Raw genomic sequence first — 20,777 nt, 5'->3', positions numbered from 1 at the left:
GGAAATGCCCATGACCGCTATCGCACGTATCACCCTGCTCAGCCTGGTACTGGGGTTGAGTGCTTGTGCGGTCCATCGGCCTCCGTCGCCTACCGGGCCGACTATTCCACCGACAGGGCCGTCGACCCAGCCGAGCACACAGCCAGGCACCCAGCCCTCAGGCCCAGTGATCAAACCGTCGAAGCCGGTGCCGAGCTCCTCGCCGACCTTCGCACCGCCACCGGGTGCGGCCAGCCACTGGGACGGCAAGATGCAGGTGTACGTGCTGGACGAGCAGGCCGATACGTTCTACCGCCAGCGCACCTACTACCGCTGGAGCAACGGCTGGAGCCGCTCCATCAGCCCGAACGGGCCTTGGGAAGAGACCGATGTCCATGGCGTACCGCCGGGGTTGAGCAAGCAGTACGCACAATGAAAAAAGGCGACCTTCGGGTCGCCTTTTTCATGGCTGGTTTGGAATACAGTCCACCCAACAACAAAGCTCAAATGTGGGAGCGGGCTTGCTCGCGAATACGGCGTGTCAGCCAACAAATCGGGCACTGATATACCGTATTCGCGAGCAAGCCCGCTCCCACATTTTGAATCTCGTTTGATTTGAAATTACGCCAGCTCCTCAGTCTGCCTGGGCGCGCTTGTCCAGTGGACCACCCCGGCAATCACCCCCAGCATCACCCCAAACTCCACAATCCCCATCCAGCCCAACCGCGCCATCAACCAGCCGCTGACTGTCGCCCCCACCGCACCGCCAAAAAACGTCGCCGTCATGTACAAACTATTGATGCGGCCCTGGGCTTTCGGGTCCACCGCAAACGCCCGGGTCTGGTTGGAAACCAGGCCCGACTGCACGCCGATATCCAGCACGATCACCCCCAGCACCAGCAAGATAATCGAAGTCTCGGCACCCGCCAGCAGCAGGAACGCCAAGGTCACAATCCCGATACTCGCCCCAATCACCTTGCGCGAACCCAGCCTGTCGGAAGCCCGCCCACCGAGCGACGCCGCCAACGCACCCGCCGCACCGATAATCCCGAAGCCACCTGCCCAGGCACTGCCCAATTGCCATGGCCCATGAGCCAACAGTGCTGCCAGATTCACCCAAAACGCATTGAAGCAAGCCCACAACAACGCCTGCACCATCATTGATTGGCGAATCGGGCTGTTGTCGCGCATCAGCGGCCACAGCGAAGCCAGCAGGCGAGGGTAGGACAGGTTGGTGCTCGGCACGCCCTGTGGCAGCAGCCTGGCGGCACCGATCCACACCGGGATCATGAAGGCCGCCTCCATCGCGTACACCGCCCGCCAGCCATAAGCCTCACCGACTACGCCGGCGATCGTGCGCCCGAGCAGGATGCCCACCATGATCCCGCTGACCACCGTGCCCACATTGCGCCCGCGTTCGTGGGGCTGCGACATCACCGCCGCGAATGGCACCAGTTGCTGCGGTACACAGCTCACAATCCCCAAGCCGAAAGACGCCCCGATCAGCGCCCAGATGCCCGGTGAAAACGCCGCCGCCAGGGCGAAACAGAACGCCAGGGCGATCTGCCCCAGCACCAGCTTGCGGCGGTCAAAACGGTCGCCCATCGGCAGCAGCAACGCCAGCCCGGTAGCAAAACCCAGCAGGGCGGAACCGGCCACCAGATCCACGGTGGTCACGTCTACGCCCATGTCCGAAGCGATCAGCGGCAGGATCGGCTGGGTGCAGTAAATATTGGTAATCACCGCGCCGGCGATCACCGCCATCATGATGATCTTGCCGCGCGGCGCGACCGCAGGCGCTGTGGAAGGTTGGGATGTCATCGGCAGGCCACTCACGGCGCTCTCCTTCAATGCAGATCTCCGGGAAGGAGATGAGTGGCCAACGTTACGCACTCGCGCTTGGCAGGATAATCCCCTAGGATTTGGAATCATCCTTCCAGAATTTGATAGGTTGCCATGAACCGTCTTGAATCCATGTCCATCTTCGTTGCCGTGGTTGATGCAGGCAGCCTGACCGCTGCGGCGCGGCGCCTCGACATGCCGCTGGCCAGCGTCAGCCGCAAGGTGGCTGAACTTGAGACGCACCTGAAAACCCGCCTGCTGCACCGCACCACGCGCCAGCTGTCGTTGACCGATGCCGGCGCCTCTTACCTCGACGCGTGCCGGCGCATTCTTGAAGACATCAGCGAGGCCGAGCGCGCGGCCACTGGCGAATATTCCCAGCCCCGGGGCGAACTGGTGGTTACCGCGCCAGTGGTCTTCGGGCGGCTGCACATCGTGCCGGTGGTGGCGGAATTCCTCGCGCAGTACCCGGAGATCGACATCAACCTGATCCTCACCGACCGCGTCGTGCACCTGATGGAAGAACACTGCGACGTCGCGGTGCGCATTGGCGAGTTGCCCGACAGCTCGCTCAAGGCCATGCAGGTGGGCACGGTGCGGCGGGTGGTGTGCGCCAGCCCGGCATACCTGGCCGCTCGCGGCATACCCGCTGAGCCCCAGGACTTGGCGGGGCATGACTGCATCACCTTCGAAGTGCTGGCGTCCCAAGGGGCGTGGGGATTTGGCGCGGGTAAAACCGGGCTCTCGGTACCGGTGCATTCGCGGTTGTCGGTGAACACCGCAGAAGCGGCGATTGCGGCGGCGACGTTGGGGGTTGGGGTGATTCGGGTACTCTCGTATCAAGTGGCGGATGCAGTGCGGGAGGAGGCGTTGGCGGTGGTGCTTGAGGCGTTCGAGTCGGCGCCGCTGCCCATTAGCCTGGTGCACAAAGGGCAGTCGCCGTTGCCGCTGAAGCTGCGGGCGTTTCTGGATTTTGTGATGCCGCGATTGCGTGCCCGCACCGCCCAATAACACCGACGAATTTGAACCTGATGAAAATCAAAATGTGGGAGCCGGGCTTGCCCGCGATAGCGGTGTATCAGGTTTTGAAACTGTTGCTGATACACCGCTATCGCGGGCAAGCCCGGCTCCCACATTGGATTTACGTTGCCAGTTGGATCTCGGCAAGGCGCGGCTTTAGAAACTCCAGGGCATCTTTAAACACCTGATGCCACTCTTCTGACGGTTCGCTCGCCAGCGGGTGCCAGAAGAACTGGAACTCGTGGCCGCCATCATCCTCTGCAAAATGGGTCCAGGTATCTGGCAGGTCTTCAGGGATCAGGCATTGATGAAAGGCCCATGTATGCCCCGTGGACGCTGAGTGCCAAGTGCCCAGGTCACGTATCACCTTGCCGGTTATCCCGGCCTCTTCAAGCAACTCTCTAACTGCCGCAGCCTCGGTACTTCGCCAGGCTCCAAGCTGCCCTTGACCAGTTGAAGACCTGCCAGTGGGTGTTTGAAGGCGAGGATTTCCAGGGATTGGCGGGTTCGCAGGATGACCGGACATGCCTTGTCTTTTGCCATCACGTTGTCCTTTTGCACATATTGGCGGCCAGCTATTGCACCACAGTCCGGCACATTTCCAATGCCGGGCGAAGACCTTGTGGCGAGGGAGCTTGCTCCCGCTGGACTGCGAAGCAGGCCCAAGTCAGCCACTTCAGTACATCTGACAGACCGTGTCACCCAGGCTTGGGGCCGCTGCGCAGCCCAGCGGGAGCAAGCTCCCTCGCCACAGGTTAGGTATGGATCGTTCCCACGCTCTGCGTGGGAATGCATCCCGTGACGCTCCGCGTCACCACTGCGCAAGACTTCAATGGACGCAGAGCGTCCGAGGCGGCATTCCCACGCAGAGCGTGGGAACGATCAACGTCCTACAGCTACTTCCAACCTTTCATCAAACCTTCATCAAACGGTTTTACTCCAGTCATGTGCAAGTCATAGGGCTGACACAGCCCGCGCCTACTGTCGTTTGAACTCAAACGCAGCCACGGATGGCTGTTCAACCAGACAGAGAAGCCCATGACTCCAGCTATCCATGTCGATCATCTGAACAAGACCTTTGCGAAGAAATCCGCGCTGGTCGACCTCGAACTCACCGTTGCCACCGGTGAGATGGTCGCGCTGATTGGCGCTTCCGGCTCCGGCAAGTCCACCTTGCTGCGCCACCTCGCGGGCCTGGCCTGTTGCGACAAGAGCAACGGCGGCAGCGTCAAGGTGCTGGGCCGGGAAGTGCAGGCCAGCGGGCGGTTGAATGGCAAGGTGCGGCGCCTGCGCGCCGACATCGGCTACATCTTCCAGCAGTTCAACCTGGTCAACCGCCTGAGCGTGCTCGACAACGTACTGCTCGGTTGCCTGGGCCGCATGCCGCGCTGGCGCGGCAACCTCGGTTTGTTCAATGCCGAGGAAAAACAGTTCGCCATGGAATCCCTGGCCCGCGTCGGCCTGGCAGACCTGGCCAGCCAGCGCGCCTCCACCTTGTCCGGCGGCCAGCAGCAACGCGTGGCAATCGCCCGCGCTTTGACGCAACGCGCCGAAGTGATCCTGGCGGATGAACCCATCGCCTCCCTGGACCCGGAGTCGGCGCGCAAGGTCATGGAGATCCTCGCCGACATCAACGGCCGCGACGGCAAGACCGTGGTGGTCACCCTGCACCAGGTCGATTACGCCATGCGTTATTGCCCGCGAGCCGTGGCGCTCAAGGGCGGGCGGATTCACTTCGATGGCCAGGCCAGCGAGCTGAGCAGCCAGTTCCTCAACGATTTGTACGGTGCCGATGTCGACACCAGCCTGATGTTTTCCGACCAGACCCGCACACCCGTCGTCCCCGCACGGTTGGCCCTGGCCCGCGCTTGAAACCTTACTAACGACCCACAGGAATCCTCTCCATGTTGAACCGTATCGGTCATGTGTTTCTGTCTGCCGTGCTGCTTGCCAGCGTGGCCATGGGCACTGCCCAGGCCGCCGACAAGGCGATCAATTTCGGCATCATGTCCACCGAGTCTTCGCAGAACCTCAAGAGCATCTGGCAGCCCTTCCTGGATGACATGCACAAGAAGACCGGCCTCACCATCAACGCCACCTTCGCTTCCGACTACGCCGGCCTGATCCAGGGCATGCGCTTCAACAAGGTCGACGTGGCCTGGCTGGGCAACAAGGCCGCGATGGAAGCGGTGGACCGTTCCAACGGCGAAATCTTCGCCCAGACCGCCGCCGCCAACGGGGCTGCCGGTTACTGGAGCGTGCTGATCGTGCGCAAGGACAGCCCGATCAACAACGTCGATGACATGCTCAAGAACGCCAAGAACCTGACCTTCGGCAACGGTGACCCGAACTCCACTTCGGGCTACCTGGTACCCGGCTACTACGTGTTCGCCAAGAACCACGTCGACGCTGCCACCGCGTTCAAGCGAACCCTCAACTCCAGCCATGAAGTCAACGCATTGAGCGTGGCCAAGGGGCAGTTGGACGTCGCCACCTTCAACACCGAAAGCTGGGACCGCCTGGAAGTCACCCAGCCGGACAAGGCCGCCATGCTCAAGGTGATCTGGAAGTCGCCGCTGATCCCGGCCGACCCGATGGTGTGGAGCAAGGCCCTGAGCGACAGCGAGAAGACCAAGATCCGCGACTTCTTCGCCAACTACGGTGACACCGACGAAGAGAAGGCCGTGCTGAAGAACATGCAACTGGGCAAGTTCCTCAAGTCCAGCGACGACCAGTTGTTGCCGATCCGCCAACTGGAACTGTTCAAGCAGCGCACCACCATCAGCGCCGACGACAAGCTGGAAGCGGCTGACAAGGCCAGGAAGCTCGCCGACATCGACGCCGACCTGGCCAAGCTGCAAGAGCGCATCACCGAACTGGACAAGAAGACCGCAGCCAACGGCTAACCCCCTGTAGGAATCGGGTTCATGTGGGAGCGGGCTTGCTCGCGAATACGGTGTGTCATTCAACGCATCCGGCGACTGAGTCACCGCATTCGCGAGCAAGCCCGCTCCCACATTAAGCCCAGTTCCAACCCTACACCGAGAGTGACCCATGACTACCTTGCATGCTGAAGCAGTGGGCAAAAGGACTTGGCCGCAATACCTGGGCTGGGGCCTGTTCCTGATCCTGCTGGCCTGGGCCTGGCACGGCGCCGAGATGAACCCGCTGGCGCTGTACCGCGATTCCGGAAACATGGCGACCTTCGCCGCCGACTTCTTCCCGCCGGACTTCCACGAATGGCGCTCCTACCTCAAGGAGATGATCGTCACCGTGCAAATCGCCCTCTGGGGCACGGTGCTGGCGATCGTCTGCTCGGTGCCCCTGGGCATCCTGTGCGCCGACAACATCACGCCGTGGTGGATTCACCAGCCGCTGCGCCGGGTGATGGATGCCTTCCGTTCGATCAACGAAATGGTGTTCGCCATGTTGTTCGTGGTCGCCGTCGGCCTCGGTCCTTTTGCCGGTGTCCTGGCCTTGTGGATCAGTACCACCGGGGTCCTCGCCAAGCTGTTTGCCGAAGCCGTCGAAGCCATCGACCCGGGCCCCGTTGAAGGTGTGCGAGCCACCGGTGCCAGTGCCCTGCAAGAGGTGATCTACGGCGTGATCCCGCAAGTGATGCCGCTGTGGGTGTCCTACGCGCTCTACCGCTTCGAGGCCAACGTGCGTTCGGCGACGGTGGTGGGGATGGTCGGTGCCGGCGGGATCGGCGTGATCCTCTGGGAGAACATCCGCGCGTTCCAGTTCGTGCAGACCTGCGCGGTGCTGCTGGTGATCATCGTGGTGGTGAGCTGTATCGACGTGCTGTCCCAACGCCTGCGCAAGCAGTTCATCTGACGTCGGAGGGGTGCCCCAGGGCGCTTTTTTTAAGCATGCAGTTGTCTAGACAAGATGAGCCGGTGTACCGCGAACTCGCTGACATCCTGCGCCGCGAACTGAGCAGCTACCAGGCCGGTGAATTCCTGCCGGGCGAGGTGCAACTGGCTGAACGCTTCGGCGTCAACCGCCACACCCTGCGCCGCGCCATCGACGAGCTGGTGTTCGAAGGCAGCCTGTTGCGCCGCCAGGGCAAGGGCACCCAGGTGCTGGACCGCCCGCTGATTTACCCGATGGGCGCCGAGACCTCCTACAGCCAGTCCTTGTCGGCCCAAGGCGTGGGCGTGGAAGCGATGCTGCTCAAGCGCCGCTACTGCTTTGCCAGCCGTGAAGAGGCCCAGCAACTGGGCATCGCCGAGATGGCGCCGATGATCGAGCTGCAAACCCTGCGCAAGCTCGACCACCAGCCGGTCAGCCTGATCCGCCACCGTTACTGCGCCAGCCATGCGCCGCTGCTGGCGGACTACAACGGCGGCTCGCTGCGCCACTACCTGCGTGAGCGCGACATGCCGTTGACCCGCACCCAAAGCCTGATCGGCGCGCGTTTGCCCAACCGCGACGAAGCCGCACTGCTGATGATGCCCCGGCACTTGCCGGCGCTCACCGTATTCACCCTTTCCCGCGATCGCGACGGCCGCCCGGTGGAGCTGGCGCAGTCCACCAGCCGTTCGGATCGCTTCCAGTACCAAGTGGTGACCTGATGGAGACCCCGATGAACCTGTCCCCGCGTCAACACTGGATCGGCGTGCTCGCCCGCGCCTTTCGCAGTGAATTGCTGCCCCATGAAGACGCCCTGCGCGACGTGGATTACCAACTGATCCGCGCCCCGGAAATCGGCATGACCCTGGTGCGTGGCCGCATGGGCGGCAATGGCGCGCCGTTCAACCTCGGCGAAATGAGCGTGACCCGCTGCGTGGTGCGCCTGGCTGACGGGCGTACCGGCTACAGCTATTTGGCCGGGCGCGACAAGGTCCACGCCGAACTGGCGGCCCTGGCGGATGCGCATTTGCAGGGCGCGCACCCGAGCCCCTGGCTCAGCGACCTGATCGGCGCACTGGCCAACGCCCAGGCCGAGCGCCGGGCGCAAAAAGAGGCCGACACCGCCGCCACCAAGGTCGAGTTCTTCACCCTGGTTCGAGGAGAAAACTGATGAATGCCCAACGCTTGCAACCGGCCTTTGTAGACCCGGTGCTGGACGCCCAGCGCGGTTTTCGCGGGGCCCTCAAGGCCCTCGCCGAGCCCGGCCTGATCCAGTCCTTGCCCGCGGCCCCCAGCCTTGAAGGCCTGGCGCCGGCTACCTATGCGCTGTGCCTGGCGCTGCTGGATATGGACACGCCGCTGTGGCTGGCGCCGTGCTTCGACACGCCGCTGATCCGCGCCAACCTGGCCTTCCACTGCGGCTGCCCGCTGACCGCCAACCGGGAAGAGGCCGCGTTCGCCTTGCTCGGTGAACAGGACTTGCTCGACCTCAGCGGCTTCGACCACGGCAATGACCGCTACCCGGATCAGTCCTGCACCTTGCTGGTCCAGTTGACCGATCTGGAAGCCGGTCGTGCCTTGAACTGGCGCGGTCCGGGGATCAAGACCCAGCGTCAGGTCAACCTGCCGGTGCCTCAAGCATTCTGGCTGGAACGTCAACGCCGCGAGACGTTTCCCCGTGGCCTGGACGTGTTGTTCGCCGCCGGCCATCACCTGATCGGCCTGCCACGCAGCACTCGAATTGCACAGGAGCATGCCTGATGTACGTAGCCGTCAAGGGTGGCCAACAGGCCATCGACAATGCCCACCGCCTGCTGGCGAAAAAACGCCGGGGCGATACTTCCATTGCGGAATTGAGCGTGGAGCAGATCCGCGAGCAACTGCCGCTGGCGGTCGCGCGAGTGATGAGCGAAGGCTCGCTGTACGACACGGAGTTGGCTGCACTGGCGATCAAGCAAGCGGCGGGGGATCTGGTGGAAGCGATCTTCCTGCTGCGGGCCTACCGCACCACGTTGCCGCGCTTCAGCCCGAGCCTGCCGATCGATACCGCGCAGATGTCACTGAGTCGGCGTTTGTCGGCGACTTTCAAGGACGTGCCGGGCGGGCAACTGCTGGGCCCGACCTTCGATTACACCCACCGCCTGCTGGACTTCGCACTGCTGGCCGAAGGTGAATACCCGGGCCCGCAAACCACGCCGGATGCGACTCTGGAAGCGTGCCCTCGGGTACTCGGCCTGCTGGCCAAGGAAGGGCTGATCAAGAACGAATCCGACGACACCGGCAGCGTCGCCGACATCACCCGCGACCCGCTGGAATACCCGGCCAACCGCGCCCAGCGCCTGCAAGCCCTGGCCCGTGGCGACGAAGGTTTCCTGCTGGCACTGGGTTACTCGACCCAGCGCGGCTACGGTCGCAACCACCCGTTCGCCGGCGAGATTCGCATCGGCGATGTGGAGGTGTGGATCGACCCGGAAGAGCTGGGTTTCCCGGTTTGCCTGGGCAGCATCGAAGTCACCGAGTGCGAGATGGTCAACCAGTTCGTCGGCTCGGCCACCGAGCTGGCGCAGTTCACCCGGGGCTACGGCCTGGCATTCGGGCATGCCGAGCGCAAGGCGATGGGCATGGCCCTGGTGGACCGCTCGCTGCGGGCCAACGAGTTCAACGAAGAAATCGTCTCGCCGGCCCAGCAGGAAGAATTCGTGCTGTCCCACTGCGACAACGTCGAGGCGGCGGGCTTTGTTTCCCACCTCAAATTGCCTCACTACGTGGACTTCCAGTCCGAGCTGGAACTGATCCGCAAACTGCGCCAACCGGCCGAGGGCACCCGCCATGAATGACCTGACTCAAGCGCCTGCGCGTGACCCTGCGTACAACTTCGCCTACCTCGATGAGCAGACCAAACGCATGATCCGCCGCGCCTTGCTCAAGGCCGTGGCGATCCCCGGTTACCAGGTGCCGTTCGGTGGCCGCGAGATGCCGCTGCCTTACGGTTGGGGCACCGGCGGCATGCAACTGACCGCCGCGATCCTGGGGGCTGACGACGTGCTCAAGGTGATCGACCAGGGCGCCGACGACACCACTAACGCCGTGTCGATCCGGCGTTTTTTTGCGCGCACCGCGGGCGTCGCCACCACCGAAAGCACCCCGGACGCGACGGTGATCCAGACCCGCCACCGCATCCCGGAAACTCCGTTGCAGGCCGACCAGATCATGGTCTACCAGGTGCCGATCCCGGAGCCGCTGCGTTTTATCGAACCGTCGGAAACCGAGACCCGCACCATGCACGCCCTGAACGACTACGGGGTGATGCACGTAAAGCTCTACGAGGACATCGCCACCTTCGGCCATATCGCCACCAGCTACGCCTACCCGGTGATGGTGGATGAGCGCTACGTGATGGACCCCTCGCCAATCCCGAAATTCGACAACCCGAAACTCGACATGAGCCCGGCGCTGATGCTGTTCGGTGCCGGTCGCGAAAAGCGCCTGTACGCGGTGCCGCCGTACACCCAGGTCACCAGCCTCGACTTTGAAGACCATCCGTTCGAAGTGCAGAAGTGGGAACACACCTGCGCAATCTGCGGCAGCCATGAATCGTTCCTCGATGAGCTGATTCTCGACGACGCCGGTACCCAGAGTTTTGTGTGTTCCGACACCTGGTACTGCGCCCAACGGGTCAAGGAGAACAACCAGTGAGCCAGCCTCTTTTGCAAGTGCGTGACCTGTCGTTGTTGTACGGAGAAGAGAAGGGCTGCCAGGACGTCAGCTTCGATTTGTACCCCGGTGAAGTGTTGGGGATTGTCGGTGAGTCGGGCTCGGGCAAGTCCACTTTGCTCTCGCTGCTCAGCGGGCGTCTGCCACCGCAGGCCGGCCACATCGGCTATCGCGGCAAGGACGGTGAATGGCTGGATCTGTACAGCGCCAGCGAAGCCGAACGTCGCACCTTGCTGCGCACCGAATGGGGCTTTGTCGAGCAAAACCCTCGGGACGGTTTGCGCATGGGGGTCTCTGCCGGCGCCAATATCGGCGAGCGCCTGATGGCCCAGGGCGTGCGCAACTATGAGCAACTGCGTGGCGCCGGCCTCGACTGGCTGGGCCAGGTAGAAATCGACCCGCAGCGCATCGACGACTTGCCCCGGACCTTTTCCGGCGGCATGCAGCAGCGCCTGCAAATCGCCCGCAACCTGGTCTCCAGCCCGCGTCTTGTGTTTATGGACGAGCCCACCGGCGGCCTGGACGTGTCGGTGCAGGCGCGCTTGCTCGACCTGTTGCGCGGCCTCGTTCGCGAGCTGGATCTGGCGGTGGTGATCGTGACCCACGACCTCGCCGTGGCGCGCCTGCTGGCCGACCGCCTGATGGTGATGCGCCGCTCGCGCGTGGTGGAAACCGGGCTGACGGACCAGATCCTCGACGATCCACAGCACCCTTACTCTCAACTGCTGGTGTCTTCGGTATTGCAACCATGATGAATGCCTTGATCGAGGTCCGTGACCTCTCGAAAACCTTCACCTTGCACCAGCAGAACGGCGTGGTGCTCAACGTGCTGCGCGGGGTGGAGTTCAGCGTGAAAGGCGGTGAGTGCCTGGTGCTGCATGGCCAGTCCGGCGCCGGTAAAAGCACGTTGCTGCGCACCCTGTACGGTAACTATCTGCCGGCGGGCGGCAGCATCCGGGTACAGCACCTTGGCGAATGGCTGGAGCTGGTTGGTGCCGAGCCGCGTGAGGTGTTGCAGGTGCGCCAGCAGACCCTGGGCTACGTCAGCCAGTTTCTGCGGGTGATCCCGCGGGTGGCCTGCCTGGATGTGGTGATGGAGCCCGCCCTGGCCCGTGGCTGGTCGAAGGCCAATGCACAGTCGCGCGCCGAGCATCTGCTGACCCGCCTGAATATCCCGCAACGCCTGTGGCAGCTGGCGCCCGGTACGTTCTCCGGCGGCGAGCAGCAGCGGGTCAACATCGCCCGCGGCTTCATGGTGGATTGGCCGGTGATGCTGCTGGACGAACCCACCGCGTCCCTCGACGACAGCAACCGCCAGGTGGTGCTGGAACTGATGAACGAAGCCAAGGCTGCTGGCGCGGCCTTGATCGGCATCTTCCACGACCGCGCCGCCCGTGAAGCGGTCGCAGACCGCCATTTCGACATGACCCCCGCGCCTGTTGCCCAAGAGGAATACGCCCATGCCCGCTGAACAGATCCTCAGTAATGCCCGCCTGGTGACGGCTGATCGCATGTTCCTTGGCAGCGTCGTGCTGCGTGACGGGCTGATCGTCGACATCGCCGAAGGCCGCAGCCAACTGCCCCAGGCCCAGGACCTTGAAGGTGATTTCCTGTTGCCGGGCCTGGTGGAACTGCACACCGACAACCTGGAAAAACACATGACCCCGCGCCCCGGCGTGGACTGGCCGTCGACCTCGGCGGTGCTCAGCCATGATGCGCAGATCATCGCGGCCGGCATCACCACGGTGTTCGACGCGGTGTCCATTGGCGATGTGAATCCCAAGGGCAACCGCATGCAGAAACTGCCGGCGATGCTCAATGCCATCGCGGCGGCAGAAAGCGCCGGCCTGACCCGCGCCGAACACCACCTGCACCTGCGGTGCGAGCTGTGCCACCCCGACACCCTGAGCGTGTTCCGCGACCTGGTGGAAAACCCATTGGTGCAGTTGGTGTCAGTGATGGACCACTCGCCGGGCCAGCGCCAGTTCGTGCTTGAATCCAAGTACCGTGAGTACTACATGGGCAAGTACCACCTGAACGACGAGACCATGGACGCGTTCATCAAGCTGCAAATGGCCAACTCCAGGGAGTACAGCGACCGCTACCGCGCCGCGATCGTCGAGCATTGCCTGGAACGCGGCCTGTCGGTGGCCAGCCATGACGATGCGACCCTGGCTCACGTCGAGGAGTCGGCGCGCTACGGCATGACCATCGCCGAATTCCCCACCACCCTGGAAGCCGCCCGTGGCTGCCGGCAACTGAACATGAAAGTTCTGATGGGCGCGCCGAACGTGGTGCGTGGCGGGTCCCACTCGGGTAATGTGGCCGCCGCCGGCCTGGCCGCCGAAGGATTGCTGGATATACTTTCCAGTGACTACTACCCGGCCAGCCTGTTGCAGGCGGCGTTCGTGCTGGCCGATCAACAGGATGGCGGCGATCTGTCGCGGGCGATCAGGATGATCAGCCTGGCGCCCGCGCACGCGGCGGGCCTCAGCGATCGCGGCGAAATCGCCACGGGTCTGCGGGCCGACCTGGTGCAAGCCAGGAGCCGCGACGGACTGCCCGTGGTCCAACAAGTGTGGCGACAAGCGAAGAGGGTGTTTTGATGGCAGGCAGGTTGATCTATCTCATCGGACCATCGGGTTCGGGCAAGGACAGCCTGCTGGATGCCGCACGACCGCGTCTGGCCGAGCGTGGCTGCCGCATTGTGCGGCGGGTCATCACCCGCTCGGCGGAAGCGGTGGGCGAAGCGGCGCAGGGTGTGAGCCCGGCGCAGTTTGCCGCAATGGAGGCCGAGGGCGCATTTGCCCTCAGCTGGCACGCCAACGGGTTGTCCTATGGCATCCCACGGGAAATCGATGAGTGGCTGGCGGCGGGGCACGATGTGCTGGTCAACGGCTCCCGCGGCCATCTGGCGCAAACCCGGCTGCGTTACCCGAACCTGCTGGTGGTGCTGCTGACGGTAGACCAAGGGGTGTTGCGCCAGCGCTTGCTGGCGCGGGGGCGCGAATCCCTGGCGGATATTGATCTGCGCCTGGCGCGCAATGCGCGATTCGCCGAGGGTTTGAGCGCTGCTGCAGACGTGTTCCTGCTCGACAATTCCGGCCACCTGGAACACACGGTCGAGCGCTTGCTGGGCTGCCTCGACGGGCAACCCGCATGCGCCTGACACTGCTGGGCACCGGCGATGCGCGGCAAGTCCCGGTGTATGGCTGTGAGTGCGCCGCCTGTGGCCTGGCCCGCCATGACCAGAGCCTGCGCCGCCGCCCATGCAGCGCATTGATCGAGTGTGGCGACCAGCGCTGGTTGATCGACAGCGGGTTGCCCGACCTCACCGAGCGCTTCCCGCCGCGCAGCTTCAACGGGATTCTCCAGACCCATTACCATGCCGATCATGCCCAGGGTCTGCTGCATCTGCGCTGGGGCCAGGGGCTGGTGATTCCGGTGCATGGGCCGGTGGATCCGGAAGGGTTGTCCGACCTGTACAAGCACCCCGGCATCCTCGATTTCAGCCAGCCGTTTGCCGAGTTTGAAACCCGCCGGTTGGGTGAACTGAGCGTCACTGCGTTACCGCTGCTGCATTCCAAGCCCACCCTGGGGTATCTGCTGGAAGGTGAAGGACGGCGCATTGCCTACCTTACCGACACCGTCGGCCTGCCACCCGCCACCCGCGATTGGCTGCAACGGGAGCCGCTGGATGTGCTGGTACTCGATTGCTCCATGCCGCCGCAACCGCAGGCACCGCGCAATCACAATGACCTGACGCTGGCGTTGCAATGTATTGAAGAGGTGGGTGCGCAGTTGGGGGTGCTGACCCATGTGGGGCACACGCTGGATGCGTGGTTGTTGCAGCATCGGCGGGAGCTGCCGCGGCATGTGACGGTGGGCTGGGATGGGCGGGTGATTTAACGTGGGAAGTTACGTCAAGCGGTGAAGTCCTGATCGCTGGTGGATTTGGATGAAAAGTTTGAGTGGATGTATCTTTGTTGATGCCGATTTGGAGTATTCATATTGGCGGCATTGTGTAGGTTTTTGTTTTTTTTCTGATAAACCAAGGCGCTGCCGCAACGGCTGGTGTGTGTTCAGTTGTTTAAATTACAAGTAATTTATTGAGTTTCTTAGCGGGTGTTTCATCGCTTTTAAATGTTTCGGTGAGAACTAAATAAGCGCTGTCCCGTGCTTTCCATGCATGGGAGCTTAATGGCTGATGCCGATTGTTCCGGCTCGTCTATTAATTAAAAGAGAGTGCTCTTTCTCATGAACGTTTTTGACGCGATCTCCATCAGGCCCATGCTTCAAAACTTGCCGGAGTCTGACCCCGGTCCGACTGGCTTCGGCGCGAAAGCCAAGCCGACCTACACCACGGATCAGGCCGGCAAGCAGATCTCGCGGGACAACCTGCGGTTTCACGATCGTAACGGCGACAAGAAAGTTGATCTGTCCTACACCGTCGACCCCAGTTTCACCGCGCAGCAGCAACAACGCGTTCGTCAAGCGGTGCAGTCCTGGCAGGATGTTGCCAACATTAACCTCAAGGAGCACGCAGATGGGGCAGACGGCACGGTAAACATTAAAAACAACCCTCGCGGTGACCGTGGTGTTGCCACATCACCTACACGCTCCAACACCAGCACGACCGCGACGATAGGCACGCTGAAAGCAGGGAGCAGACCTGGCCTGGGCAGCCACTTTTCGGTGACCGCGGTACATGAAATCGGGCACGCCATCGGCCTGCAGCATCCCGGCAACTACAATGGTGGCGGCTCTGCCTACAACAGTGGCGCGGTCTATGCCGGGGATACCAAGGCGCGCAGCGTCATGAGCTACTGGTCGGAGAAAAACCAGGCCGGCCACGACTTTCAGTCTTCGAATCCATCCGCGCCAATGATGGACGACATCGCGGCAGCGCAGCGGTTGTATGGGGCCAATCACCAAACCCGCAATACCGACACCACGTATGGTTTCAACTCCAACACCGAGCGGGAGGCGATGACGCTCAAGAGCGCCACGGACAAACCCGTTTTTTGCGTATGGGACGGCGGCGGTGACGATACGTTGGACTTTTCAGGGTTCTCACAGAACCAGAAGATCAACCTCAATGCCGAGTCGTTCTCTGACGTGGGCGGCTTGAAGGGCAATGTCTCGATTGCCAAGGGGTGCACAATTGAAAACGCAACAGGTGGGGCCGGTCGCGACACCCTGATCGGTAACGAGGCGGGCAATCGACTCAAAGGTGGAGCAGGGGCTGATACGTTGCGCGGTGGCGGCGGAGCGGACATGTTTATCTACGACAAGGCCAGTGATTCCACGCCCCAGGATCCTGACTTGATCGAGGACTTTACCAGCGGTACCGACAAGATCGACCTGTCGGGCGCATTGAAAGAAGCCGGGGTGGGCACCCTGGTGTTCACGGACCGATTCACGGGGCGCGCTGGCGAGGCCTTGCTCAAGTACGACGCCGCCACGGGCCGGTCAAGCCTTGAAGTTGACCTGAACGGCAGTGGCAAAGCCGAGTTGTTGATCAACAGTGTTGGCCAGATCAAGTCGACGGATGTGCAGTGGGCGGGGGCGACGCCTGGGTTCAAGCCGGTGCCATTACCCATGCCAAATGTAGTGCCGTCCCCGGCGCCGCCCCCTGCGCCTGATTCGAAAACGACCACGCTTGCAGTGTTGAACGAGATGATCGCCAAGACATTGTCGACGTTGCTGCAGCTATTGAAAGGTCTGCTTCAACAGCCGGGCGCCCCTGGGTAACCGCCAGAGTGAAGGCAGAGTCTGGCCCTGTTTCCAGTGCCTGGCTCTCAGCCATCAGCACCACGTGGTGCAGCAGCCGGATGTGTAGCAGATTGTTTTCATGCCCTGGTTAGGGCGATGGGTAATTGTAGGTTTATATGTCTCCGGTTTTCTTCGTATCGCATATTGAATGCAGAGCTGGCCTGATCTGAAACTTCTGAATATAAATATAGTGCGCTTGAAAAATTGGCGATGTGTTTCTGGCTGTTTGGATATTTAAATTGAAACGTTCATAGGGGTGACATTCGGTTTTTTCATGTGAGATTTTAAGGCGGCTGTTAAGTGAAACAGTCGCGTTGAAAGTCTGTTTCCTGATGAATGAAAGTCTCAACTAAAAGGATGTTGTTTTTATGAGAGTCACTGCTTCTTTTGTTAATTCGCCTGTATCAAGTCATGAGCTATCTACGTTGAATGCGGCCACTACCAGTGATGGCGCAACCTCAAAAAAAACCTTCACCACGGATGATGCTGCAAAGCAGATCCTGCGAGAGGGTTCGAGGCATTACGATCGTAATGGCGATAACAAAATCGAGCTTTCCTTCACCCTTGACGATCAATTCTCTGTGCAACAGAAAGCGTCCTTGCGCAAAGCCCTGACGTCTTGGCAGGACGTGACAAATATTGTCTTCAAGGAGGGGGCGCCAGGTCCGGATGGTTCAATAACCATCAAGGCCAATCCCGATGACAATGGCGGGGTGTCGGGGCTGCCTAATCGCTGGTACGGTGATATGAGCACTACGGTTGGAACGAAAGGCGCTTCTGATGCCCCACGGCATGGCGATGTTTTTTTATCAACGGCCATACATGAGTTGGGACATGCCCTGGGGCTTGGCCACCCTGGGGACTATGGTGAAAGTGTGCACTCTTATGCAGATGCCTTATACACGCAGGACACCAGAGCCCACAGCGTGATGAGTTACTGGCGAGAAACCAATCATACGGGCCATGACTTCAAATCGCGCGAACCTTCAACGCCAATGAAAGATGATATTGCTGCCGTACAGAAACTCTACGGGGCCAATCTCAATATTCGGAATACCGATACTACTTATGGCTTTGAATCCAATACTGACCGTGACCACTTCAGCCTTGAGTCCTCGAAGGACGCCCCGATATTTTCGGTATGGGACGGGGGCGGGAATGACACGCTGAACTTTTCGCTATTTTCCCAGAACCAGAAGATCAACCTTAATGCGGAGTCGTTTTCCAATGTGGGTGGCTTGAAGGGTAATGTGTCTATCGCCAAGGGCGTTGTCATTGAAAATGCCACAGGTGGCTCAGGTGACGATGAGCTCATAGGGAATGAGTCCGGCAACCGGCTCAAGGGTGGAGCGGGTTCAGACAGGTTGACAGGCGGCGCAGGCGCGGACGTGTTTGCTTACGATAGAGCGAGTGACTCGACACTCACCAGGCCTGACGAAATCCTGGATTTCATCAGCGGCACAGACAAGATCGACCTTTCGGGCTTATTGAAAAATACCTCAATCAAGCATTTCAACATTGTTGAGTGGTTTACGGGGCGTGCTGGCGAGATTGTCCTGAGCCATGACCCGCGCAGCGGAAACGGTAGTCTGGGTCTCGACACCACTGGCAGGGGCAAAGCGGATTTTCTGATTAAGAGCGTGGGTGGCATTCAGGCAAGTGACATAGTCACTGGCGGGGCATACGAACCTGGAGTTTCCAAGCCGGAGCCCCAACCAGAGCCCAAGCCAGAACCTCAACCGGACCCGAATCCGGAACCTTTTCCTGCTCCGCACGATACTGTCTATGGCTTTAACTCCAACACCGGTGATCCCTTCCTTAGCCTGCATTCCCAGAGTGGCGCTCCCAGGTTCATGGTGAGGGACAAAGGTGGCGATGACACCCTGGACTTTTCGGGCTTCCGGCAGAACCAGACCATCGACTTGCGCGAGGGCGCAGCCTCTAGCGTAGGCGGCTTGCGCAATAACGTTGGTATAGCCAAAGGTGTCACCGTGGAGAATGCGATTGGCGGCTCAGGCCGTGACACGCTCATAGGCAATACGGTGGATAACGTTCTCACCGGCGGGGCAGGTGGAGATACGCTCTGGGGTGTGGGCGGTAGAAACACGTTCAGGTATGAGAAGGCCAGCGACTCGGCCTATGACGACGCTGACCTGATCATGGATTTCACCAGTGGCCAAGACACAATTGATCTGACGGGTTTAATGACAGAAGTCGGAACGCCCTTGCGGCTGGTGGATAGCTACACGGGCCGTATTGGAGATACCGTCGTCAAATACAACCAGCAGAGCGGGCGTTACTTTGTGGGCATCGACTTACTGGGACGGCGTCAGACAAACTTCCTGCTTAAAAGCACACGCTTGATCCGGCCAGAGGACGTGATCGGTCTGTCTACTCACCTGCGCTGAAAAGCAACGCGCCAGGGCGCTCGCCATCTTCCTGGAGGGGATACCGCCCATAAATCCCTGGGCGGTAATTCCCAATCAGTCAGCAAGCCCTTGACCTCGTCACTCGTCATTTCTGGCGGATGCGGCGTTGGAGCCGTTGATGCGGTTGTAAGGTGGGTCAGGCAGTCGCCACCGCCCCTTGCCGCGAGGCGCTCAAGAAGCGCAGCAACGCCACCAGCGGGAATGCGCTGCCCACCAGCATCACCCCCAGCCAGCCGCCGTGTTCGTACACGCTGCTGGCAATCGCCGAGCCGAAGGCGCCGCCGATGAAGATGCTGGTCATGTACAGCGCGTTCAGTCGGCTACGGCTGTTGGCGTCGAGGGCGTAGATGGCGCGCTGGCCAAGGACCATGTTCATCTGCACGCAGAAGTCCAGGACCACGCCGGTCACCGCCAGGCCGATCACGCTGTACAGCGGGTGCACGAAGGCCGGCAGGAAGCTCAGTGCGGCAAACAGCATCGCCAGCAGCGAAGCGCGGTGGGTGTGGCCGGCATCCGCCAGGCGCCCGGCAATGGGCGCGGCGATGGCGCCCAGGGCACCGACCAGGGCAAACAGGGCGATCTGGCTTTGGCTCAGGCCGTGGTTGCGGGACAGTTCCAGCGGGGCGGCGGTCCAGAACAGGCTGAAGGTGGCGAACATGCAGCCCTGGTAAAACGCGCGCTGGCGCAGCACCGGCTGGCGGCGCAGCAGGGTGCCCAGCGAGGCGAGCAACTGGCCATAGCTGGCCGCGTGATCCGGTTGGCGCTTGGGGATGGTCAGCATCAGCACCACGCTGATAAACGCCATCAGTGCCGCGGCGGCCATGAACATGGCGCGCCAGCCGAAGTGGTCGGCCACCACGCTGGACACCGGTCGCGCCAGCAGGATACCCAGCAGCAGGCCACCCATGATGCTGCCGACCACCCGGCCACGGGATTCAGCCGGCGCCAGGTGCGCCGCCAGCGGAATCAGGATCTGTACCGACACCGAGCTGAAGCCGATCAGCAGCGACACCAGCAGGAACAGGTTCGGCTGTTCGGTGAACGCCGCACCCAGCAGGCTGGCGATGGCCACCACGGTGGTGATGATCATCAGCCGGCGGTTTTCCAGCAGGTCGCCCAACGGCACCAGGAAGAACAGGCCCAGGGCATAGCCGATCTGGGTCAGGGACACGATCAGGCTGGCCATGGCCGGCGTGAGGCCGATGTCCGGGGCGATCAGCTCGATGATCGGTTGCGCGTAGTAGATGTTGGCGACGATGGCGCCGCAACAGAACGCAAACAGCATCACCATGCCTCGGGTCATCGTGCTTGTAGCGGGGGGCGTGGCGTTCATGGCGTTCTCATAAAAGCGAAGGATTGTGGCGAGCGAGGATAAAGACTGGCCCCGGGCGCGAGTAGCCTGTCTGTGGTGATAACACTCATGCCGGGAATTAATGACTGAAACGTTAACTTTCGCGCTGAAGGTCGATGATACATTCAGTCACAACTGCATAAACAGGAAATCGACTGCCATGAAGACGACATTCAACAAGATGCTCCTGGCCTCCAGCCTGGCCGCGCTGATGACCGTGGGCGTTGCCCAGGCCGCAGATGCCCCGCGTGTCGGCGTGCGGGGTGCGATTACCGCGATGGACGGCGACGCGATGCACGTCAAGGTCAACAGCGGTGAAGACGTCACCGTGCACCTGACCAAGGACACGCAGGTGCGTGCGGTCACCCTGGCAAAAATCGAAGACATCAAGCCCGGCAGTTACATCGGTTCGGCGGCCATGCCCAACGCGGATGGCACCCTGACGGCGCTGGAAGTGCATGTATTCCCACCGGCGATGGCCGGTACAGGCGATGGGCACCGTGCGTTCGACCTGAAGGAAGGCAGCAGCATGACCAACGGCACCGTGGGTGACCTGGTGGTGAGCGATGGCCGCACGTTGACCGTCAAGTACAAGGGCGGCGAGCAGAAGATCGTGGTGCCGGATGATGTGCCGATCGTCAACCTGGAACCGGGTGATCGCAGCTTGCTGAAGCCTGGGGTGAAGGTGGTGATGTTTGCGGCGAAGGGCGCGGACGGGAGCGTGACGGCCCAGGCGATTTCCGCGGGTAAGGATGGCGTGACACCGCCGATGTAACGGCTGTAGATAGATCGTTCCCACGCTCCGCGTGGGA

At 61.6% G+C, this 20,777-nt stretch carries 20 protein-coding genes and 1 pseudogene; 18 read left to right on the top strand and 3 right to left on the bottom strand.

The features are described 5' to 3' along the window. The first annotated feature begins 10 nt into the window (after nucleotides 1–10). Entirely contained in the window at nucleotides 11–415 is a 405-nt protein-coding gene (locus QF039_RS19860; protein WP_167663638.1) for a hypothetical protein, read from the top strand. A 185-nt stretch (nucleotides 416–600) separates the two neighbouring features. Here QF039_RS19860 and QF039_RS19855 read toward each other — a convergent pair whose 3' ends face one another. Next, nucleotides 601–1,800, bottom strand: coding sequence for an MFS transporter (locus QF039_RS19855; RefSeq protein WP_087694340.1), 1,200 nt, complete (start codon nucleotides 1,798–1,800; stop codon nucleotides 601–603). Between the two features lie 135 nt (nucleotides 1,801–1,935). Between QF039_RS19855 and QF039_RS19850 the strand changes: the two genes are divergently transcribed. Beyond that, entirely contained in the window at nucleotides 1,936–2,832 is an 897-nt protein-coding gene (locus QF039_RS19850; RefSeq protein WP_177008374.1) for a LysR family transcriptional regulator, read from the top strand. 130 nt (nucleotides 2,833–2,962) lie between these two features. Here QF039_RS19850 and QF039_RS19845 read toward each other — a convergent pair. Continuing rightward, nucleotides 2,963–3,384 (bottom strand): annotated as a pseudogene (locus tag QF039_RS19845) (NUDIX domain-containing protein). A 495-nt stretch (nucleotides 3,385–3,879) separates the two neighbouring features. On the opposite strand from QF039_RS19845, the gene phnC reads away from it, so the two are divergent. From phnC to QF039_RS19770, 15 genes are all read left to right on the top strand, one after another. After that, complete coding sequence (phnC, locus tag QF039_RS19840; protein WP_003210623.1) at nucleotides 3,880–4,713, top strand: phosphonate ABC transporter ATP-binding protein; 834 nt, start codon at nucleotides 3,880–3,882, stop codon at nucleotides 4,711–4,713. Nucleotides 4,714–4,745: 32 nt separating this feature from the next. Continuing rightward, nucleotides 4,746–5,747 carry a phosphonate ABC transporter substrate-binding protein gene (gene phnD / locus QF039_RS19835; protein WP_003210622.1) on the top strand — a complete coding sequence of 334 codons (1,002 nt, stop codon included), beginning with the start codon at nucleotides 4,746–4,748 and terminating at the stop codon, nucleotides 5,745–5,747. Between the two features lie 148 nt (nucleotides 5,748–5,895). Then, nucleotides 5,896–6,678: a phosphonate ABC transporter, permease protein PhnE gene (gene phnE, locus QF039_RS19830; RefSeq protein ID WP_003210621.1), complete on the top strand. Its 783-nt coding sequence runs from the start codon at nucleotides 5,896–5,898 to the stop codon at nucleotides 6,676–6,678. A gap of 35 nt (nucleotides 6,679–6,713) precedes the next feature. Beyond that, complete coding sequence (phnF, locus tag QF039_RS19825) at nucleotides 6,714–7,418, top strand: phosphonate metabolism transcriptional regulator PhnF (RefSeq protein WP_023659262.1); 705 nt, start codon at nucleotides 6,714–6,716, stop codon at nucleotides 7,416–7,418. A gap of 11 nt (nucleotides 7,419–7,429) precedes the next feature. Then, on the top strand, nucleotides 7,430–7,867 hold the full coding sequence (phnG, locus tag QF039_RS19820; protein WP_003210619.1) for a phosphonate C-P lyase system protein PhnG: 438 nt from the start codon (nucleotides 7,430–7,432) through the stop codon (nucleotides 7,865–7,867). Then, nucleotides 7,867–8,457 (top strand): phosphonate C-P lyase system protein PhnH, encoded by a 591-nt coding sequence (gene phnH, locus QF039_RS19815; RefSeq protein WP_063028147.1) that lies wholly within the window; start codon nucleotides 7,867–7,869, stop codon nucleotides 8,455–8,457. The genes phnG and phnH overlap by 1 nt, the downstream gene beginning before the upstream one ends. Then, entirely contained in the window at nucleotides 8,457–9,533 is a 1,077-nt protein-coding gene (locus QF039_RS19810) for a carbon-phosphorus lyase complex subunit PhnI (protein ID WP_307520253.1), read from the top strand. Before phnH ends, QF039_RS19810 begins: the two co-directional genes overlap by 1 nt. After that, nucleotides 9,526–10,392, top strand: a complete 867-nt coding sequence (locus QF039_RS19805; RefSeq protein WP_008434764.1) for an alpha-D-ribose 1-methylphosphonate 5-phosphate C-P-lyase PhnJ — start codon at nucleotides 9,526–9,528, stop codon at nucleotides 10,390–10,392. Before QF039_RS19810 ends, QF039_RS19805 begins: the two co-directional genes overlap by 8 nt. Next, complete coding sequence (phnK, locus tag QF039_RS19800) at nucleotides 10,353–11,162, top strand: phosphonate C-P lyase system protein PhnK (protein WP_085984643.1); 810 nt, start codon at nucleotides 10,353–10,355, stop codon at nucleotides 11,160–11,162. The genes QF039_RS19805 and phnK overlap by 40 nt, the downstream gene beginning before the upstream one ends. Then, nucleotides 11,162–11,881: a phosphonate C-P lyase system protein PhnL gene (gene phnL / locus QF039_RS19795; RefSeq protein ID WP_008434762.1), complete on the top strand. Its 720-nt coding sequence runs from the start codon at nucleotides 11,162–11,164 to the stop codon at nucleotides 11,879–11,881. Before phnK ends, phnL begins: the two co-directional genes overlap by 1 nt. Further along, on the top strand, nucleotides 11,871–13,016 hold the full coding sequence (locus QF039_RS19790) for an alpha-D-ribose 1-methylphosphonate 5-triphosphate diphosphatase (RefSeq protein WP_307520250.1): 1,146 nt from the start codon (nucleotides 11,871–11,873) through the stop codon (nucleotides 13,014–13,016). The genes phnL and QF039_RS19790 overlap by 11 nt, the downstream gene beginning before the upstream one ends. Beyond that, nucleotides 13,016–13,579, top strand: coding sequence for a phosphonate metabolism protein/1,5-bisphosphokinase (PRPP-forming) PhnN (gene phnN, locus QF039_RS19785; RefSeq protein WP_003210611.1), 564 nt, complete (start codon nucleotides 13,016–13,018; stop codon nucleotides 13,577–13,579). Before QF039_RS19790 ends, phnN begins: the two co-directional genes overlap by 1 nt. Then, a complete protein-coding gene (gene phnP, locus QF039_RS19780; RefSeq protein ID WP_003210610.1) occupies nucleotides 13,570–14,319 on the top strand; it encodes a phosphonate metabolism protein PhnP in 750 nt (249 codons plus the stop codon). Before phnN ends, phnP begins: the two co-directional genes overlap by 10 nt. Nucleotides 14,320–14,667: 348 nt before the next feature. Beyond that, complete coding sequence (locus QF039_RS19775) at nucleotides 14,668–16,164, top strand: M10 family metallopeptidase C-terminal domain-containing protein (protein WP_307520247.1); 1,497 nt, start codon at nucleotides 14,668–14,670, stop codon at nucleotides 16,162–16,164. Between the two features lie 389 nt (nucleotides 16,165–16,553). Then, a complete protein-coding gene (locus QF039_RS19770) occupies nucleotides 16,554–18,593 on the top strand; it encodes a M10 family metallopeptidase C-terminal domain-containing protein (RefSeq protein ID WP_307520245.1) in 2,040 nt (679 codons plus the stop codon). 157 nt (nucleotides 18,594–18,750) lie between these two features. Here the strand turns inward: QF039_RS19770 and QF039_RS19765 are convergent, their stop codons facing one another. Further along, nucleotides 18,751–19,947: an MFS transporter gene (locus tag QF039_RS19765; protein WP_032899318.1), complete on the bottom strand. Its 1,197-nt coding sequence runs from the start codon at nucleotides 19,945–19,947 to the stop codon at nucleotides 18,751–18,753. A gap of 178 nt (nucleotides 19,948–20,125) precedes the next feature. Between QF039_RS19765 and QF039_RS19760 the strand changes: the two genes are divergently transcribed. Continuing rightward, the gene (locus tag QF039_RS19760; RefSeq protein WP_003210601.1) at nucleotides 20,126–20,740 is read left to right on the top strand and encodes a DUF5666 domain-containing protein; all 615 of its coding nucleotides are present in this window, start codon (nucleotides 20,126–20,128) and stop codon (nucleotides 20,738–20,740) included. Nucleotides 20,741–20,777: the final 37 nt, after the last annotated feature.

The sequence above is a fragment of the Pseudomonas sp. W2I6 genome (assembly GCF_030815935.1).
Classification (GTDB): Bacteria; Pseudomonadota; Gammaproteobacteria; order Pseudomonadales; family Pseudomonadaceae; genus Aquipseudomonas.
This window is presented reverse-complemented; position numbering and strand designations above follow the sequence as displayed.

Coding starts and splice junctions, on each gene's coding strand:
- QF039_RS19860 (WP_167663638.1), top strand. CDS start 11: ATGACCGCTATCGCACGTATCACCCTGCTCAGCCTGGTACTGGGGTTG.
- QF039_RS19855 (WP_087694340.1), bottom strand. CDS start 1,800: ATGACATCCCAACCTTCCACAGCGCCTGCGGTCGCGCCGCGCGGCAAG.
- QF039_RS19850 (WP_177008374.1), top strand. CDS start 1,936: ATGAACCGTCTTGAATCCATGTCCATCTTCGTTGCCGTGGTTGATGCA.
- phnC (WP_003210623.1), top strand. CDS start 3,880: ATGACTCCAGCTATCCATGTCGATCATCTGAACAAGACCTTTGCGAAG.
- phnD (WP_003210622.1), top strand. CDS start 4,746: ATGTTGAACCGTATCGGTCATGTGTTTCTGTCTGCCGTGCTGCTTGCC.
- phnE (WP_003210621.1), top strand. CDS start 5,896: ATGACTACCTTGCATGCTGAAGCAGTGGGCAAAAGGACTTGGCCGCAA.
- phnF (WP_023659262.1), top strand. CDS start 6,714: ATGCAGTTGTCTAGACAAGATGAGCCGGTGTACCGCGAACTCGCTGAC.
- phnG (WP_003210619.1), top strand. CDS start 7,430: ATGAACCTGTCCCCGCGTCAACACTGGATCGGCGTGCTCGCCCGCGCC.
- phnH (WP_063028147.1), top strand. CDS start 7,867: ATGAATGCCCAACGCTTGCAACCGGCCTTTGTAGACCCGGTGCTGGAC.
- QF039_RS19810 (WP_307520253.1), top strand. CDS start 8,457: ATGTACGTAGCCGTCAAGGGTGGCCAACAGGCCATCGACAATGCCCAC.
- QF039_RS19805 (WP_008434764.1), top strand. CDS start 9,526: ATGAATGACCTGACTCAAGCGCCTGCGCGTGACCCTGCGTACAACTTC.
- phnL (WP_008434762.1), top strand. CDS start 11,162: ATGAATGCCTTGATCGAGGTCCGTGACCTCTCGAAAACCTTCACCTTG.
- QF039_RS19790 (WP_307520250.1), top strand. CDS start 11,871: ATGCCCGCTGAACAGATCCTCAGTAATGCCCGCCTGGTGACGGCTGAT.
- phnN (WP_003210611.1), top strand. CDS start 13,016: ATGGCAGGCAGGTTGATCTATCTCATCGGACCATCGGGTTCGGGCAAG.
- phnP (WP_003210610.1), top strand. CDS start 13,570: ATGCGCCTGACACTGCTGGGCACCGGCGATGCGCGGCAAGTCCCGGTG.
- QF039_RS19775 (WP_307520247.1), top strand. CDS start 14,668: ATGAACGTTTTTGACGCGATCTCCATCAGGCCCATGCTTCAAAACTTG.
- QF039_RS19770 (WP_307520245.1), top strand. CDS start 16,554: ATGAGAGTCACTGCTTCTTTTGTTAATTCGCCTGTATCAAGTCATGAG.
- QF039_RS19765 (WP_032899318.1), bottom strand. CDS start 19,947: ATGAACGCCACGCCCCCCGCTACAAGCACGATGACCCGAGGCATGGTG.
- QF039_RS19760 (WP_003210601.1), top strand. CDS start 20,126: ATGAAGACGACATTCAACAAGATGCTCCTGGCCTCCAGCCTGGCCGCG.